We start from the raw sequence: 14,629 nt of genomic DNA on the forward strand, positions 1-14,629 counted from the left end.
GAAAGCTAGGATATCCAAAACCGATACGGTATCCTGCAATTTCAAGAGATTCCCTCTCAGTTTATGGAAGGATAGAATGGACCGTTTCGAAGCGATGTCAGTACTGCTCGCAGTGGTCGATGCCGGCAGCCTCTCGGCGGGGGCACGGCGCCTGCAGGCGCCGCTCGCCACAGTCAGCCGCAAGGTCGCCGACCTTGAAAAGCGCCTTGGCGCCCGTCTGGTGCTGCGTACCCGCCGCGGCCTGTCCTTGACGGATGAAGGGCGAAACTACGTCGCCGCGTCACGGCGTATCCTGGACGAACTGGAGGCGGCAGAGCGGCAGGCCAGCGGCGACTACGGCGCGCTGCGCGGGGGACTGCATTTGACCGCGCCAATTGCCTTCGGCGAGCGCCACGTTTTGCCAATCGCGCTGGAATTCCTCAAGGAACAACCCGAAATCGATATGCGGCTGACGCTGACGGACCGCCAGATAAGTCTGGCAGATGAACATGTTGACGTCGCCCTTCGCATCGGACATCTGGTAGACAGCGCGCTGATCGCAACACGTGTTGGTACGGTCCGCCGGGTTGTGTGTGCCAGCCCTGACTATTTCGCCCGGCGGGGCATTCCGCATGAACCTGACGATCTCGCCCGGCACGACGGTATCAGCTTTCAGGGCTTCGCGACCGCGCCCGAAGTGCGCTACCGCCGCGACGGGGCCACTTTCAATGTCGAACCCCGCCCGAGGTTTGCGGTCAACACGACAGAGGCCGCAATTCAGGCGGCCGTATCGGGCATCGGCATCATCCGCGTGCTCTCCTACCAGGTTGCAGACCAGTTACGTTCCGGTGCGCTGCAGGAAGTACTTGTGGAGTTTGCACCTGAACCGCTACCCGTAAATGTCGTTTACGGACCAGCCGATCCCCTGCCAACGAAGGTTCGATGCTTCCTGAACTGGATTACGCCCCGCTTGCGCGATCAAATGGCCCGTTAAATTCCGATCCGGAGCCACCGCCGATTTACATCATTTCATGAAACCAATCGCGTATGAGAACGCCTGCTTCATTTCGTCGGAGGCGTCCGTGTGGTCAGTTTATTTCCGTCAGGGTCGCGAAGATATGCAACGAACGCCCCGTTGGGACGCGCCGTAGGCGGGCTCTCGATTGCTGTTCCACCATGTGCAACACCGGCTGCATGCCAGGCCAGGACATGGTCGGGGGACGCCGCCGCTATACCGATTGTTCCACCGTTGGCAGCGCTCGCCGGTTTGCCATCAATGGGCGTCGTAATCATCAGCCGTCCACCTTCATGGACGTAGATCAATCGGCCTCTGGCGTCCATCTCGCCGGGCTTGCCGCCCAGAGCGACGAAGGTAGCATCGTAGAAAACTCTCGCGCGCTCCAGGTCGTTGCTGCCGATCATGACGTGGGTGAACATGCTTTGTCTCCTCTGGACTGCCCGTCCGTTTTCGTGACTGTTAACGGTCGAAGTTGCCTAGATATCTCGATGGCGACGTTCCGAGCGCCTTCTTGAACATGGTAATGAACGCCGACACCGATTCATATCCGAGGTCGCCCGAAACCTGCTGCACTGTTGCCCCCGCTGAAAGGCTTCGGATTGCGACGATCAATTGCAACTGCTGGCGCCAGCGGCCGAAGGTAAGGCCGGTCTCCTGCTGAACGAGACGTGCGAGCGAATTCTCGCTCATTGCCATTCGCGTTGCCCACTGCGCCATCGTACTGCGATCGGACGGGTTATTCGCCAGTTCCGACGCAATCTGCACAAGCCGCGATTCATCCGTCAGCGGCAGATGAAGATACTCTACCGGCATCCGTGACAAGGCCGACAGAAGCAGCGTCGTCACGAGTTCCGAGTGAGCTGTCGCAACCTCGGACTGATCGGCCATCTCGATGATGAGTTCCCTGACGAGTGGCGAGAGGGAAAGCGTGCAACACCGGTTCGGCAGATCGGCAGCCCCCGGTTCCACGAACAGGAAGAACAAACGCGCGTTGGCAGTGGCGACATTGCTGTGAGGCATGCCCCCTGGCACCCAGACGCCGCAGTGAGGCGGAACCATCCACATGCCGCTCGGAACCCTGCATGTCACACCACCGCGCAGGGGCATGACGAGCTGGCCCTTGCGGTGTTGATGTTCGGGCGCCTCGCGTTCGTTTTGCGGCACGTCGATCCTGACTGCGCGCACGGGCGCAGGGGAGCTTTCGAGCTCGTGGTCGGCCAAGGCGCCGGAGAGGGATATTCGCGACTGGTGGAATTTAGTGATCATCTGATGATATATCTAAATTCTTCCGCGTGCTTTGTCGATAGGGTCACACCCGGCGAACAGGCTGGAGAACGATCATGGCACTTCAAAAATTCAACGACCGTTGGTGGTCTGACATTGTCAGGACCGAAATTCGTCTGCCACTCAAGGAGCCTCGCAGTCTTTGCAATTTGACTCCACCCCGAACGCGGACAAAGTCGCCGCGCGCCGGCCTCTTTAAAAGAATCACGACCGGTCTCCTTTCGAAAACCCGCGCGCTTCTCGGCCGTCGACCGGGGGCCGTGTCTACCGGTGCGTGCACGGACCAGGTCGAGGCCTACCTGCACGCCTGCCTCGCCGCACCGTTCTTTTGCTATGTCTCGCCAGCGATCTATGGCCTGCCGAACAGCGTCACCTGTGATGAACAAGGCGCGGAGCAGAACATCTCCAGGCCGGGAGATGACATTTGAGTGTCCGACCAGTCGTTACCAAGGGGAACGTGATCTTTTCGCTGAAGACGTTCGGCGCAGCCATGCTGGCATATCTCGTAGCCCTTTTCGATCCGTGCAAACCGAAACAAATGCCAGACGGCTCTTTTCAGTTACCCGGAGACATGTCGCAAACATCGCCTTTGGCAAACACGCCGACGGTCTCGTCGCGCGCCCTTTTTACCATGAAAGGTAAGCTGCCTTTCTCACGGGGTATGCGAAAGGCTCGCCATTCGCCGAGATGAAACCCATACGATACATGCAACTGCGCGCCTGGGGAGAGTCATAGGTGCCTCCGTAAAAACCGACGCGGACGTGTGATGGGTAAGATTCGAAACTGCATCTGTCCAGTGCTGCGCGATAGGCGGCCTCAAGTACGTAATCACCTGTCACCGGGACGGCACCGTAAAGATGCAATTGTGTCCGCGCTTCCGCGACTTCTGCTGCAAAGGTAATGCCTAGAATCAGGCTTAAAGCCAGCTTGAGTTTCATGAGACGCCTCCGAAGAAATAACCGTGACGAGCAACGGAAATTCGTCCGGTTTGTTCCCTGGCCTGGAGGCATTCCCGCGATTGCAGCTGGCAGTTAACTTGCCTGCCCACGGTCGGAACGCATGCGATTTTCTTTTCCGCCCCCCCGGGAGTGACTTCAGCTTTGCGCTTCCCAAGCGGCCACAGCGGCATTGTCAGCGACCATTTCCCCTGTTGTCATAGCGTAGCGCAGCCGCCTCGATTTTGTCGCCGTTGACCGCTGCCCATGAGCACAGTGCTTCAAACGGCTCCCGCAGCGAATGGCCCAGTGGCGTAATGGCATATTCCACACCCACAGGCTGCGTGGGCAGGACGGACCTCGTTACCAGACCGTTCCGCTCAAGCCTCTTCAAAGCGTCGGCCAAAGCCTTGTGCGTGATCCCGTCGAGACGACGCTTGATCTCGTTGAAACGTGCGGGCTTCGGACAGATCACCGTCAGGATCAGAATTGTCCATTTATCCGCGATCTTGTCGAGCGCGGTGCGAACCCGCGCCATCTCGTTGAGGGCGCCTTGGGATAATGCTTCAAGGTCGATATATTCGTCCATATCTAGGCTACTTCAGGTGCGTAATTGATACCAGATATCGAACGTATATCATAGCGAGACCGTCAATTGAAAGGATTTGCGATGGCTCGAATGAATAACAAGGTTGCCCTGATCGTCGGGGGCGCCAAGGGTATCGGCTTGGCAATTGCAGAGCGGCTTTCAGCCGAAGGGGCGAAGGTCTTCGTCACCAGTCGCCGAAGCGAAGATGCCGAAAAGGCGGCAACGACTATCGGTCATGGCGCGGTCGGCATTGCCGCCGATGCCGCGATGCCACATGATATGGTAGAGACTGTCGAAAAAGTGCGACAGGCACACGGCCGTATCGACGCACTCGTCTTGAATGCAGGTCTTGCTGAGCCTGCGCAGATCACTGAGATAACGCCCGAACACTTCGACCGCCATTTCGACGTCAACGTCCGCGGTATGGTCTTCGGCTTCCAGGCGGCTTTGCCGGCAATGATGGAAGGTGGATCAGTTGTCCTTATCGGATCCATTGCCGATAGCGGCGGCTACGCTTCCTATGGCACCTATGCTGCTACCAAGGCAGCCGTACGTTCCTATGCCCGAACATGGACGGCAGAACTCGCACCCGCCGGTATCCGCGTCAACGTCGTTGCACCCGGACCTACTGACACAGAGATGATGGCTGCGGTTCAGCCTGATATGCGCGCGGCGATTGTCGCTCCGATCCCGATGGGGCGAATGGCGCGGCCTTCTGAAGTGGCTGCGGCCGCCTTGTTCTTGTTGAGTGATGATGCGAGTTATATCGCTGGCGCCGAACTGTGCGTCGACGGCGGCTTGCGGCAGGTCTAAAGTTAACTGGAAACGATGTACCCGATCTGAGCAGGTCGGGTACAGCAAACGCTTGATAACAGATCGATGTAAACCGAACCGTTCAACATCGAAAAATGACGTTTGGTATCAGAGTTGGAGATCCCGGTGGAATTTGAGACTTTTGAGAACCTGCGCCGCGGAAAATATCCAACAAAGTGCTCCTCGTGAAGCTGAAGAAACTGTCTCGGCTCTGCCGAAGTTTGACAAGGTCGCAGTTCGTGAAGGTGCTGTCGCCGGGCCTTGAAGTTCCATAGCATTACAGCGTCGATTTCGCGCTCGTTCCCGTTGCCTGGCAGCGCACTTTTTGACTTCAGTCTGTCCCGCCTGCGACGTTGGTCTGAAACTTTTGAAGACAAAGGGTTGCTCAAGCGATTGCTGAAGTCGTAACCGTTCGATTGGGCTTGACCACTCAGGGCGTTGTGACGACTTGTATGAAATTGGGCAATTGCCAACTGGCGTCAGCTATAAATCGCATGCTGCCGGATCAAATTCAAACGTCAGGAGACAAGAGGTGTTATTGCGTCGCAAGCTGATCGCCATCTTCCCTTGCCTGGTGTTGACCCTCTTCAACACTGCTGCCCCCTACACAATAAAAGTTCACGGTGTCTCTGCGACCGTTGCTGGACAGGTGGCCGATGCCAAGGATGGCAACGGGAATGGTGGTGGTGGAGGCGGCGGCAGCGGAGGAGGTAGCGGGAACGGAGGAGGTAGCGGGAACAGTGGCGGCAACGGTAACAGTGGCAGCAACGGCAACTCGGGCGGCAAGGGAAGCAATAACGGCCAGTCGTCGGGCACCGGAAATGCTGCGAAAAGCCAAACCGATGTTGATGACGCAGAGAATGCAGGTCGCGGTGCCCTGACTGTTCGCCATAGGGACGGCATCAGCGAAAGTGTCCAGCGCGGACGATACGTGATGAAGGACGCGAAAGGCCGAACAATCGTCAACCGCGATGCAACGACCGCAGACGAGCAGCGGCTCAGATCGTTCCTTCGTTAACGGCGCCTGTCAATCTCGTCGCGAAACGCCATCGCGGCTTCCGTCCGGTTGCTGACGCCAAGCTTGGTGAAGATCTGTGTCATATGGTGTTTGATCGTCTTTTCGTGCAGGTCCAGTTTCAGCCCGATATGCTTGTTGCTCAATCCGGCAGATGCCAGCTCCAGGACCTCCTGCTCCCGATCCGTCAACGCGGTAAAGGGATTGGCCCGTGCGCCAGATCCGCTTTCCGAAATCAGGCGTGCAGACAGGGTCGGCGCAACGTAGCTGTCGCCTGCCGCGACGCTTCGAATGATATCGGCAAGTGCACGGGACCCAACTCCTTTCAGGACGTAGCCCTTCGCTCCACTCTTCACTGCTGCCATGACGTCATCGCCTGCCTCGGAAACCGTCAGCATCACGATCTTCTGGCCGGGCAACTGATCAAGTATAAGCGGGATAGCTTCGAGGCCGCCTCCAGGCATGGAGATATCGAGCAGCAGGATGTCCGGTCGGTGCTCTGCCGCTATGCGTAGCGCGTCTTCCTTGCTGCTGCCTTCTCCGACGACGTTGAACCCGTCCATTTCCGTCAGGCTTCGGATAACACCTTCCCTGAAGAGGGGGTGGTCATCCACAACTGCCAGGCTGATTTGTTGCGCCGTCATGCCTGCTCCATTTCCTCTATATTAAGCGACATTCGCACGGTGGTTCCGCGTTCTGAGGAGAAAAGATAGAAGACGCCACCCAGGCTTTCAACGCGATCCCTCAGGCCGGCAAGGCCGAGTTTCTGGGGTGAAACATCGCTCGCGCGGAAGCCCTGTCCATTGTCGATAACTTCGATGATAATCAGTCCGTCTTCAGATGTTTGCGCAACCTTTTGCCCGACGCCGCCGGCATGGCGATATCCGTTGTTCAGTGCTTCCTGTACAAAGCGATAAATGCATATCTTTGCTGAGGTCGAGAGGCTCGCAGGCATCTTGTTCAACGAGAGTTCGACAGAAGCGCCCGTCCGTTGCTCGTGCGCGAGGATCGCACGTTTCAGCAGGTCAGCAATGCCGTCCGTCTCTATATGCGGCAACATCAACCCGCTGCAGATACCACGGATTTCCGCCATAGCGTCATCGAGGCTTGTCTTGATGTTCGTCAAGGATGCTTCGCGATCTTCGCCAGGAGTGCAAGGATCGGTGAGCATCGGACTGTCAAGGCGCAACGAGGCATAGGCGACCAATTGTGCGGGACCGTCATGCAGGTCAGCACCGATGCGGCGCAGATAGCTCTCGTTAAGTGAGGTGGCCCTTTGCGTGGCGCGCTGAACACGTGCGCGTAAAGCTTCGTTCTGCCGCAGCAGGGCAGACAGTTCAGCGACGCGGTCACTGAGTGCCCTGCGCTGGCTGTCAATGGTACGGCTTCCACGCAAGACGATAATCGACAGGAGGACAAAAAATGTCATCGTAAATGCAGCAACCATGAACCAGCTCAACAGCCGGGCCTGATTGAGGCTCCACTCGAAATCATGGGCAACCTCGAAAAATTCAGAGACGGCGACGACTTTGCCAGACCAGGGCTGCAGGACAGGATTGTAGATTTGCAGAAGTGGATTTTCACTGTCGCGTTCGGCTTCGCTCTCGACGTCGCCGATCCGATTGAACCTTGCTGCCATTCGACCGGTGAAGGCCGTTCTGAGGTCATCAGAAAGCGGGAACTGCTTGCCGGAAAGATTCCTGTCGCTGGAATAGAGAATTGTTCCATCGCTACGCCAGAGCCGGAATGAAAACAGGCGCTTACCAAGTGCGCCCTGACCAAGTGTCTCATCCAGGGCCCGCGTTATCGAATCGTCCAGAGCCTGGGTGGTTTGCATATCAGGCAGAAGAGGGGCGATCACGCTGTCGACATAAAGCGCTGTCGTCGCCGCGGAGTTGCGTGTCACGGCGTTTTCGATCAGGCTGGCAACGAAGTAACCCACGATAGCCATCGCACAGACCGCGACAAAACCACCCGCAAGCAGGAATTGCCTTGCAAGGGATTGAGAATTCCAGCGTGCGACGAGATTTGTCAGGGGCACTTTGTATTTACGGCCTGTCTGCAGAACACGCATTATCAGCACTCATCTCCCACCCCTTATAGCTATCCCGGCAAAGCGGATTGTCAACCGTTGCCTTGGGGGAGGCGCGGGTTTGCCCCGAAGATGGGCCCGTTCTCACGCCCTACCATCAGGGACCATCAGGCGCGATCAATCGGACTATGGTCCGAATTCCCAAGGCATAGGTCCGAGCGGAGTGGAAACCTGAAATTTTGGCAATATTGTAGTGCGCAACAAACTGCTGGCACCGCGGCTCCAGCTCAAGCCGTGGCAAATTTTATGAAGGACGTGCTCATGAAAATCCGCTCTGTGATCGGTATCGCAAGCCTTGGTTTTGTCCTCGCCGTTGCGCCGATGGCAGGAGATACCGCCGGCTTCATGCATGCTGCTTTTGCCAAGGACGGAAACGGCGGTGGCAATGGTGGTGGCAATGGCGGCGGAAACGGCGGTGGCAACGGGGGAGGCCATGGTGGAGGGAAATCCGGCGCTGGCGAAAGCCGGGCTTCCTCCAGCTCATCGGCGAACAAGGGCTCTTCGGCATCGTTGAAATCGCACCATTCAGACAAGCCCTCGAAAACACACGGCGAGAATTCGAAAACGCAAAGCGCAAAGTCGGGCACTGGCAGCCTTAATTCGATGAAGAGAAATTTTCATGCATATCTGAACTCCAATGATCCCAAGATGGCAGCGCTTGCAGCTTATGTGAAGGCGTATGCTGAATTCGAAATTCAGCATGGGGTAACGGCAGTGCCTATGGATCCCGCGCTTAGCGAGGACGCCCTCCTTTCGGCTCTGGAACAGTTGGCCAACAGGCCAGTGACCAGCCAGGAGCTTGCGGAGGCGAAGAGTATTCTGGGCGCCGGAACAGACACAGGGAAAATCGCAGAAGTTCGCGAGGCCCTCGAACAGCAAGCGGGGAACTGAGACAGCAGCGGGAAAGGGAGCAGCGACATTGGGACGGTTCCGTCAGCGATGGGGTGACAGGTTCGGTCGTCATGTCCGTTGCGACGAAATTTCTGCCCTGCCATTTGCGAGTCTGGTGTTGATCAACGCCCTTCCATTGCCGGTGTGATAACCGGCATTATCGCCGGTTCAAGCCGCCCGCCGCGGGCTTGATCCGGCGATATCATGTGAGCGAGACGCATGTCGTGTGCGTGAGTGGGAGACGGACAAGTTCCAATCAATTGCTGCTGTACCGATTATGTCGAGCCCGAATGGAGCGGCTGTATCCCGGCAAGTGGCTGCGGTTTCCAACCTCCGTCCGTCGTTTTGCCGCGTACTTGCCGACACTCAAACCGATGTCGATCACGCTGTGCACCCGAAAGCCGCCAACGCCCGGCGTCAGGCGAGCAACGACCGCCACGGCAGTCTTGCATTTATCAACGCCTTCAAACTCCATTTCCGGGAATAGAAAGTCGAAGAAACGGCCTGCAGCTTTCCCGGGCGCCGTTACGCGGCTGCCGCCGCCTTGATTTTGAGCTTCCCGTCTCACCGCGACAAAAATAATCGAAGCCTGGATCTGGTGTTTCGCCAGGTTCTTCGGAACGGCTCACGTTTCAAAAGACGGCCTGAGAGCGCCGGGCTTCAGACGACTGCATCGCCTGTCCGGATTTCAGCTGACTGCTCATACGCCAGCGCAAACTCCAGCGTTTCCCGGTCACGGCGTGGCGGTCCCACCAACTGTATACCGGTCGGCAGGCCATTCACCCCGAAACCCGCAGGAACGGCCGCCACGGGAAGTCCAGCCAGCGTGGGACCGATCACCACCTCCATCCAGCGATGATAGGTGTCCATGGATTTGCCGTCGATTTCGGTCGGCCAGGAGATGTCGATATCGAAAGGGAATACCTGTGCACTCGGCATCAAAATGAAATCATACCGTTCAAACAATCTGCAGAGATACTGGTACCAGGCTGTCCGGACGACGGACGCATTGAAGATATCGGTGGCACTGCACGAAAGCGCGATGTCGAATTCAAACATCTGTTGCCGATTAAGAAGCGACCTCGTTTCTGCCTGGTCATAGAAGGTGCGCAGACCGTGGGTCACGTTGAAGCTGCGCAATATCATCCACGCTTCCCACAGCTTCGGCAGTTCAAAATCCGGCACGAGTTCATCGATATCGCAACCCATGTTCGCCAGAACGGCAAGAGCCTTGCGATCGACATCCAGAACGCCGGCTTCAAAGGGAAGATATCCGCCGAAATCACCGAACCAGGCGACTTTCATTCCCTGGGTTGTTGCAGGACTGCGGACTGCGAGGCTTTCGTCCGCCAGGGACAGAGGGTCGCGCCGGTCATAACCCGCCTGCGTTGCGAGAAGCAGAGCGGCATCCTCCACCGTCTTGCCCATGGGGCCAGAAGTGGCAAGCTGGCCGAGAAAAAGCTCGTTCCCTTTTGCGCCTGGTACTCTGCCGAAGCTCGGCCGGAAGCCGATTACGTTGTTGAAGGTGGCAGGATTGCGCAGCGAGCCCATCATGTCAGAGCCATCCGCGACCGGCAGCATTCGGCAGGCGAGCGCCGCCGCCGCACCACCCGAAGAACCGCCGGCGCTTCTGGTCGTGTCGTAGGGATTTCGGGTTGGGCCATGGACGGGGTTGGACGTGTGGGACCCGAGGCCAAATTCGGGCGTGTTGGTCTTGCCGATGAAAATCGCGCCGGCGGCGCGGACGCGTTCCACATGGAGACTGTCTGCACTGGAAACGAAATTATCAAAGAGCGGGGACCCCCAGGAACATGGCAGGCCCTGAACTTCGGAGAGATCTTTTATCGCTTGAGGGAACCCGTGCATCCAGCCCCGCGAGCGCCCCTCCCCAAGTTCCCGGTCACAGGCGCGCGCTTCGTCCAGCAACTCTGTGCTTGATCGACGAAAGATGATCGCATTGACGACCGGATTGAGAGTATCGATGCGATCGAGGTAGGCTTCCATTACGGAAAGGCAGGAAACCTGCCGCGAGTGGATTGCCCTGGAAAGCGCGGCTGCGGAAAGCCGGGTGATGTCGCCTGTCATCGATCTATCCTCAATCCAGCATCGCCAGAAGGCCGGCCATCAGCCTGCCGCGATCGACCAGGCTGTCAATTTCGATGTGCTCTTCGAGAGTGTGATAACCTGCGCCACGCAGTCCCAGACCACAAAGCGTGGCAATGCCAAGCGCGCCCGTAAAATTGCCGTCGGAACCGCCGCCTGAACTGCCGTGGGGAAGGCAAACGCCAAGACTGTCGGCAAGCATGCGCGCCTTTTCATAAAGCGCCATGGTTTCAGGTCGGGCCGGTGGCCAGACCGGTCTGGTGACGCCGCAGGTGACCGAGAACTCCACCTCGTTTTCGATCCCTGACAGATTGAGCATTCGGGCGACCCCGGAGGCGAGATCGTCATCGGTTTTCGCCATGGACAATGCTTCGGCCGTGCACAGCGAAGAGACACAATTGACCCATTGCCCGCCATGAATGACGCCGACGGAAAACGTGCAGTCGTCATCGCTCATTGCATCTATTTCAATCACCTTGCGGGCCATTTCGCGAATTGCGGACCGGCCGGATTTCGGCGATACGCCGGCATGCGAGGGTCTGCCACGCGCCACCAGATTGTAACGGGCAATGGCATAGCGACCGGTGACCACCCCGTTCTCCTCACGGGCGGGTTCGGGAACCAGGACGTATTTGTTACGCCGGGCCTCTGCCTCGATCAGATCCCGCGTCGAGGGTGTGCCGATCTCTTCGTCGGGGGTCAGCAGGACAGTAACGGGAAGGCGGGTGCCGATGCCCGTGTGCAGAAGCTGCCTCATTGCTTCGAATACCAGAAAATTTCCGCCCTTCATGTCGAGGATACCCGGGCCATAGGCACGTCCGTCATCGATACGAAAGGGGAGTGCCTTGAGCGTGCCAACCTGGTGAACCGTATCAAGATGACCGGAGACGAGAATTCCAGGCGTGTCGCGGGTATCGCCAAAACGTGCACGCAGGCTGCCGCCAAGCCCCAAACGGCCGGGGATTCGTTCTATTGTGGCACCAATCGTTGCGAAATCAGTGGCAGCAAGATCCATCATGCGATCCACGGCTCCAGCATCGAAAGTCGGGCTTTCGCATTCTATCCAGGGCTTCAGACGCTTCAGCATTGCGTCCGTTTCAAAGGGAAGTCGGGTGAAATCCATGGTACGGGGTCTCGTTTCGTGGGGACGTCCAACGCTCAGGAAGCAATCCCGATCTCGTGGCAGGGCAGGGGGCGTCAGGCGGCCAGACGTTTTTCGACGACACGCGCCAGAAGGCTCGCACCAACCGGCAGAATGTTGTCATCCAGAACAAAGCCCGGATTGTGCAACTGCACCGATCCGGCATGGCCAACCGTGCAGTAGACGCCAGGTACCTTGTAGAGCATATCGGCAAAGTCCTCGCTGCCCATGACGGGTTCGTCCTTTGTATAGACAAGGTCTGCACCCACTATGTCGCGGGCGGCATCAGCGAACCCCTCTACGAGTTCTTCCGTATTGATGAGGACGTCGAAGACATTGCGAATGTCCGTTACAATCTCGACATCGAAAGACGCGGCAAGGCCGGCTGCGATGGTGCGCATACGCTCACGGATCTGTTCATTCACCTCGCGGTCGAGATAACGCACCGTGCCGGAGACCGTCGCTTCTTCCGGAACAACATTATATGCGGAACCGGCATGAATCTGCGTGACCGACAGCACGGCCGACCGAAGTGGAGAAATGTTACGCGACACGATCGATTGCAGGGCCGAGACCAGATGAGTTGCGACAATCACAGGATCTTTGGACCCTTCGGGCCGCGCACCGTGGCTGCCGCGTCCCTTGATGTGGAAATCGAAGAAATCCGCGCCGGCCATGGCGGTGCCCGGTTTGATTCCGATCTTGTTTGGCTCCTCATTAGGCATATTGTGCAACCCGTAGAGTTCATCACAGGGGAAACGTTCAAACAGGCCGTCTGCCAGCATGGCACGGGCTCCACCGCAGCCTTCTTCGCCTGGCTGAAAGATGAATACGGCCGTGCCGGCAAAATTGCGGGTTTCGGCAAGGTAACGTGCCGCACCAAGTAACATGGTCGTGTGACCGTCGTGGCCGCAGCCGTGGAAGCGGTTCGCGATTTTCGAAGCGTAAGGCAGGTTGGTGCGCTCCTCCATCGGCAGCGCGTCCATGTCGGCCCGCAGGCCGATGGTACGCCCGCTCCCCTTCGCCCCCTTGAGAACGCCGACAACACCGGTCTTGCCGATGCCGCGATGCACCTCGACGCCGTAGCTCGCAAGCTTCTCGGCAACGATGCCGGAAGTGCGTATCTCCTCGAAACCGATTTCCGGATGAGCGTGGATGTCACGGCGAAGGGCGGTCATTTCATCATGCCAGGAGGCAATTTTCTCGATAACGGGCATTGCTGATATCCTTGAGATCAAAAAAGCGACGGATCAGGAGAGGGCGGTAGAGAGGGGGGAAAGACGGATGCCCGGGCGAAGCCTCCTCCACGGGAGGGCCGCCGGATCCACGGCCATTGGACCGGGTGCGGCACAAACAAGAATTGTCTCGGCAAACGGTTCGAAATCTGCGCGGAAATGCACCGAGCTCTTGTTGACGAGAATGCTCGACGTTTCCGGCTCGATGCCGAGATAACGGAACAGGCCGCGGTCAGCCATCTGCACCTTGTGCGAGGCAACGGCTACTCGAACGCCACCGATCCTGAGGCACGCCGAAGGTCCCAACCGCATCAGGGTGTCGCCGTAGTAGGGACCGTTGACGCGCGTCAATCCGTCGGACAACGCTTCAACCACGAATTCGGCCTCAAGCGGCTCATCACCGGGGATGCCGGATTTTCCACCGAGGGCGATGCGGATCGTTGCGCCGACGCCCGCTGCCTGTGCTGCCAGCGCAGCCTCAGGGTCGTAGAGCAAACCAAGCGCCGCGTTCTGTGCACCGTTGTCGATAAGAGCCCGCAACATTCCGGTCGTATCGGAATCACCACCGGCCCCGGGATTGTCCTGCGTATCCGCAAGCACAACGGGCTTTGCAGCGGTTGCGGCAAGACGTATTGCCTCCTTCACGCCCTCATCGGCACTATAGACGCGACCGGCAAAGGCGGGCTCACTGACATCGATCAGGGCCTTCAGTTCATCGGCGGCAAGGTCTGCTGCTTCCTGCGTCGTTCCATAGGAGAGAACAGTCGCGCCGCAATCGTTGAAATCGGCAGCCGGGAAGCCGGGAAAGAAGGAGAGCGAGACAATTGTTTGCTCTTCCTCCAGTCCCGCAAGCCGGGCGTAGATGGATTGCGCCGGCTCCATCTCCGTACATTGCCACGATATCGGGATCAGGTAGTCGATCTGGCGATAGGATTTCGCAAAACGCTCACCGTCCATCAGACGGTCAAGCAAACCTGCGGCCCGTTTGCCGGTCAGGGCCATATCCACATGCGGATAGGTGCGGTAGCCGATCATGACGTCGGCGTCGCGCACTGATTGCCGGGTTATGTTACCGTGCAGATCGAGACTGACAGCGACAGGTATGTCGTTGCCGACGGCGCTTTTGATGCGGGCGAGAAGTTCGCCCTCACCATCGTCCAGATGTTCACAGACCATGGCCCCATGAAGATCGAGATAGATGCCGTCGAGGGGCAGCGCTGCCACGATGCCCGCAACGATCTCACCGGCAATACGCTCAAACGCATCCTCTGTAACATGGGCAGAGGGAACGGCGCTGGCCCGCAGTACCGGAACCACCTCCCAATTTGCCTGCCGGGCATAATCGAGCGCGCCCTCGATACCGGTATTGGCACCCCTGACGAGAGCGATCATCTCCCCTCCACGGCAGAGCGGCAGATGGCCGGACCCCTTCAGAAAGGCATCATAAGTGGCTTTGGTGGGGGCAAACGTATTGGTCTCATGAATGAAACCGGCAAAGGCGACACGCCGGGATATCATCAATCATTCTCCTGGC

At 58.1% G+C, this 14,629-nt stretch carries 15 protein-coding genes; 5 read left to right on the top strand and 10 right to left on the bottom strand.

Translation table 11 applies throughout. The features are described from left to right. The first annotated feature begins 76 nt into the window (after positions 1 to 76). On the top strand, positions 77 to 973 hold the full coding sequence (locus tag ACQZ5K_RS25210) for a LysR family transcriptional regulator (RefSeq protein WP_448741800.1): 897 nt from the start codon (positions 77 to 79) through the stop codon (positions 971 to 973). Between the two features lie 68 nt (positions 974 to 1,041). On the opposite strand, the gene ACQZ5K_RS25215 is transcribed toward ACQZ5K_RS25210, so the two are convergent. Next, positions 1,042 to 1,416, bottom strand: coding sequence for a VOC family protein (locus ACQZ5K_RS25215; protein WP_448741801.1), 375 nt, complete (start codon positions 1,414 to 1,416; stop codon positions 1,042 to 1,044). Between the two features lie 40 nt (positions 1,417 to 1,456). Continuing rightward, positions 1,457 to 2,263, bottom strand: coding sequence for an AraC family transcriptional regulator (locus tag ACQZ5K_RS25220; protein ID WP_448741802.1), 807 nt, complete (start codon positions 2,261 to 2,263; stop codon positions 1,457 to 1,459). 74 nt (positions 2,264 to 2,337) lie between these two features. On the opposite strand from ACQZ5K_RS25220, the gene ACQZ5K_RS25225 reads away from it, so the two are divergent. Next, a complete protein-coding gene (locus ACQZ5K_RS25225; RefSeq protein ID WP_448741803.1) occupies positions 2,338 to 2,709 on the top strand; it encodes a hypothetical protein in 372 nt (123 codons plus the stop codon). 198 nt (positions 2,710 to 2,907) lie between these two features. On the opposite strand, the gene ACQZ5K_RS25230 is transcribed toward ACQZ5K_RS25225, so the two are convergent. Then, positions 2,908 to 3,219, bottom strand: coding sequence for a hypothetical protein (locus ACQZ5K_RS25230; protein WP_448741804.1), 312 nt, complete (start codon positions 3,217 to 3,219; stop codon positions 2,908 to 2,910). A 193-nt stretch (positions 3,220 to 3,412) separates the two neighbouring features. Beyond that, positions 3,413 to 3,805 (bottom strand): winged helix-turn-helix transcriptional regulator, encoded by a 393-nt coding sequence (locus ACQZ5K_RS25235; RefSeq protein ID WP_448741805.1) that lies wholly within the window; start codon positions 3,803 to 3,805, stop codon positions 3,413 to 3,415. Between the two features lie 81 nt (positions 3,806 to 3,886). Between ACQZ5K_RS25235 and ACQZ5K_RS25240 the strand changes: the two genes are divergently transcribed. Both ACQZ5K_RS25240 and ACQZ5K_RS25245 read left to right on the top strand, forming a co-directional pair. Beyond that, complete coding sequence (locus tag ACQZ5K_RS25240) at positions 3,887 to 4,618, top strand: SDR family NAD(P)-dependent oxidoreductase (RefSeq protein ID WP_448741839.1); 732 nt, start codon at positions 3,887 to 3,889, stop codon at positions 4,616 to 4,618. A gap of 532 nt (positions 4,619 to 5,150) precedes the next feature. Beyond that, positions 5,151 to 5,636 (top strand): hypothetical protein, encoded by a 486-nt coding sequence (locus tag ACQZ5K_RS25245; RefSeq protein WP_448741806.1) that lies wholly within the window; start codon positions 5,151 to 5,153, stop codon positions 5,634 to 5,636. Here the strand turns inward: ACQZ5K_RS25245 and ACQZ5K_RS25250 are convergent. Continuing rightward, a complete protein-coding gene (locus ACQZ5K_RS25250) occupies positions 5,633 to 6,277 on the bottom strand; it encodes a response regulator (RefSeq protein WP_448741807.1) in 645 nt (214 codons plus the stop codon). The two genes, ACQZ5K_RS25245 and ACQZ5K_RS25250, sit on opposite strands and share 4 nt — an antisense overlap. After that, complete coding sequence (locus ACQZ5K_RS25255) at positions 6,274 to 7,707, bottom strand: sensor histidine kinase (protein ID WP_448741808.1); 1,434 nt, start codon at positions 7,705 to 7,707, stop codon at positions 6,274 to 6,276. Before ACQZ5K_RS25255 ends, ACQZ5K_RS25250 begins: the two co-directional genes overlap by 4 nt. A 279-nt stretch (positions 7,708 to 7,986) precedes the next feature. On the opposite strand from ACQZ5K_RS25255, the gene ACQZ5K_RS25260 reads away from it, so the two are divergent. After that, complete coding sequence (locus ACQZ5K_RS25260; protein WP_448741809.1) at positions 7,987 to 8,616, top strand: hypothetical protein; 630 nt, start codon at positions 7,987 to 7,989, stop codon at positions 8,614 to 8,616. A 660-nt stretch (positions 8,617 to 9,276) separates the two neighbouring features. On the opposite strand, the gene ACQZ5K_RS25265 is transcribed toward ACQZ5K_RS25260, so the two are convergent. From ACQZ5K_RS25265 to ACQZ5K_RS25280, 4 genes are all read right to left on the bottom strand, one after another. Further along, positions 9,277 to 10,701, bottom strand: a complete 1,425-nt coding sequence (locus ACQZ5K_RS25265) for an amidase (protein WP_448741810.1) — start codon at positions 10,699 to 10,701, stop codon at positions 9,277 to 9,279. A 10-nt stretch (positions 10,702 to 10,711) separates the two neighbouring features. Further along, entirely contained in the window at positions 10,712 to 11,842 is a 1,131-nt protein-coding gene (locus ACQZ5K_RS25270; protein ID WP_448741811.1) for a M20/M25/M40 family metallo-hydrolase, read from the bottom strand. Positions 11,843 to 11,916: 74 nt separating this feature from the next. Continuing rightward, positions 11,917 to 13,077 carry a M20 aminoacylase family protein gene (locus ACQZ5K_RS25275; protein ID WP_448741812.1) on the bottom strand — a complete coding sequence of 387 codons (1,161 nt, stop codon included), beginning with the start codon at positions 13,075 to 13,077 and terminating at the stop codon, positions 11,917 to 11,919. Positions 13,078 to 13,110: 33 nt separating this feature from the next. Continuing rightward, complete coding sequence (locus ACQZ5K_RS25280; RefSeq protein WP_448741813.1) at positions 13,111 to 14,613, bottom strand: M81 family metallopeptidase; 1,503 nt, start codon at positions 14,611 to 14,613, stop codon at positions 13,111 to 13,113. Positions 14,614 to 14,629: the final 16 nt, after the last annotated feature.

It is taken from the genome of Agrobacterium sp. 22-226-1, from assembly GCF_053522345.1.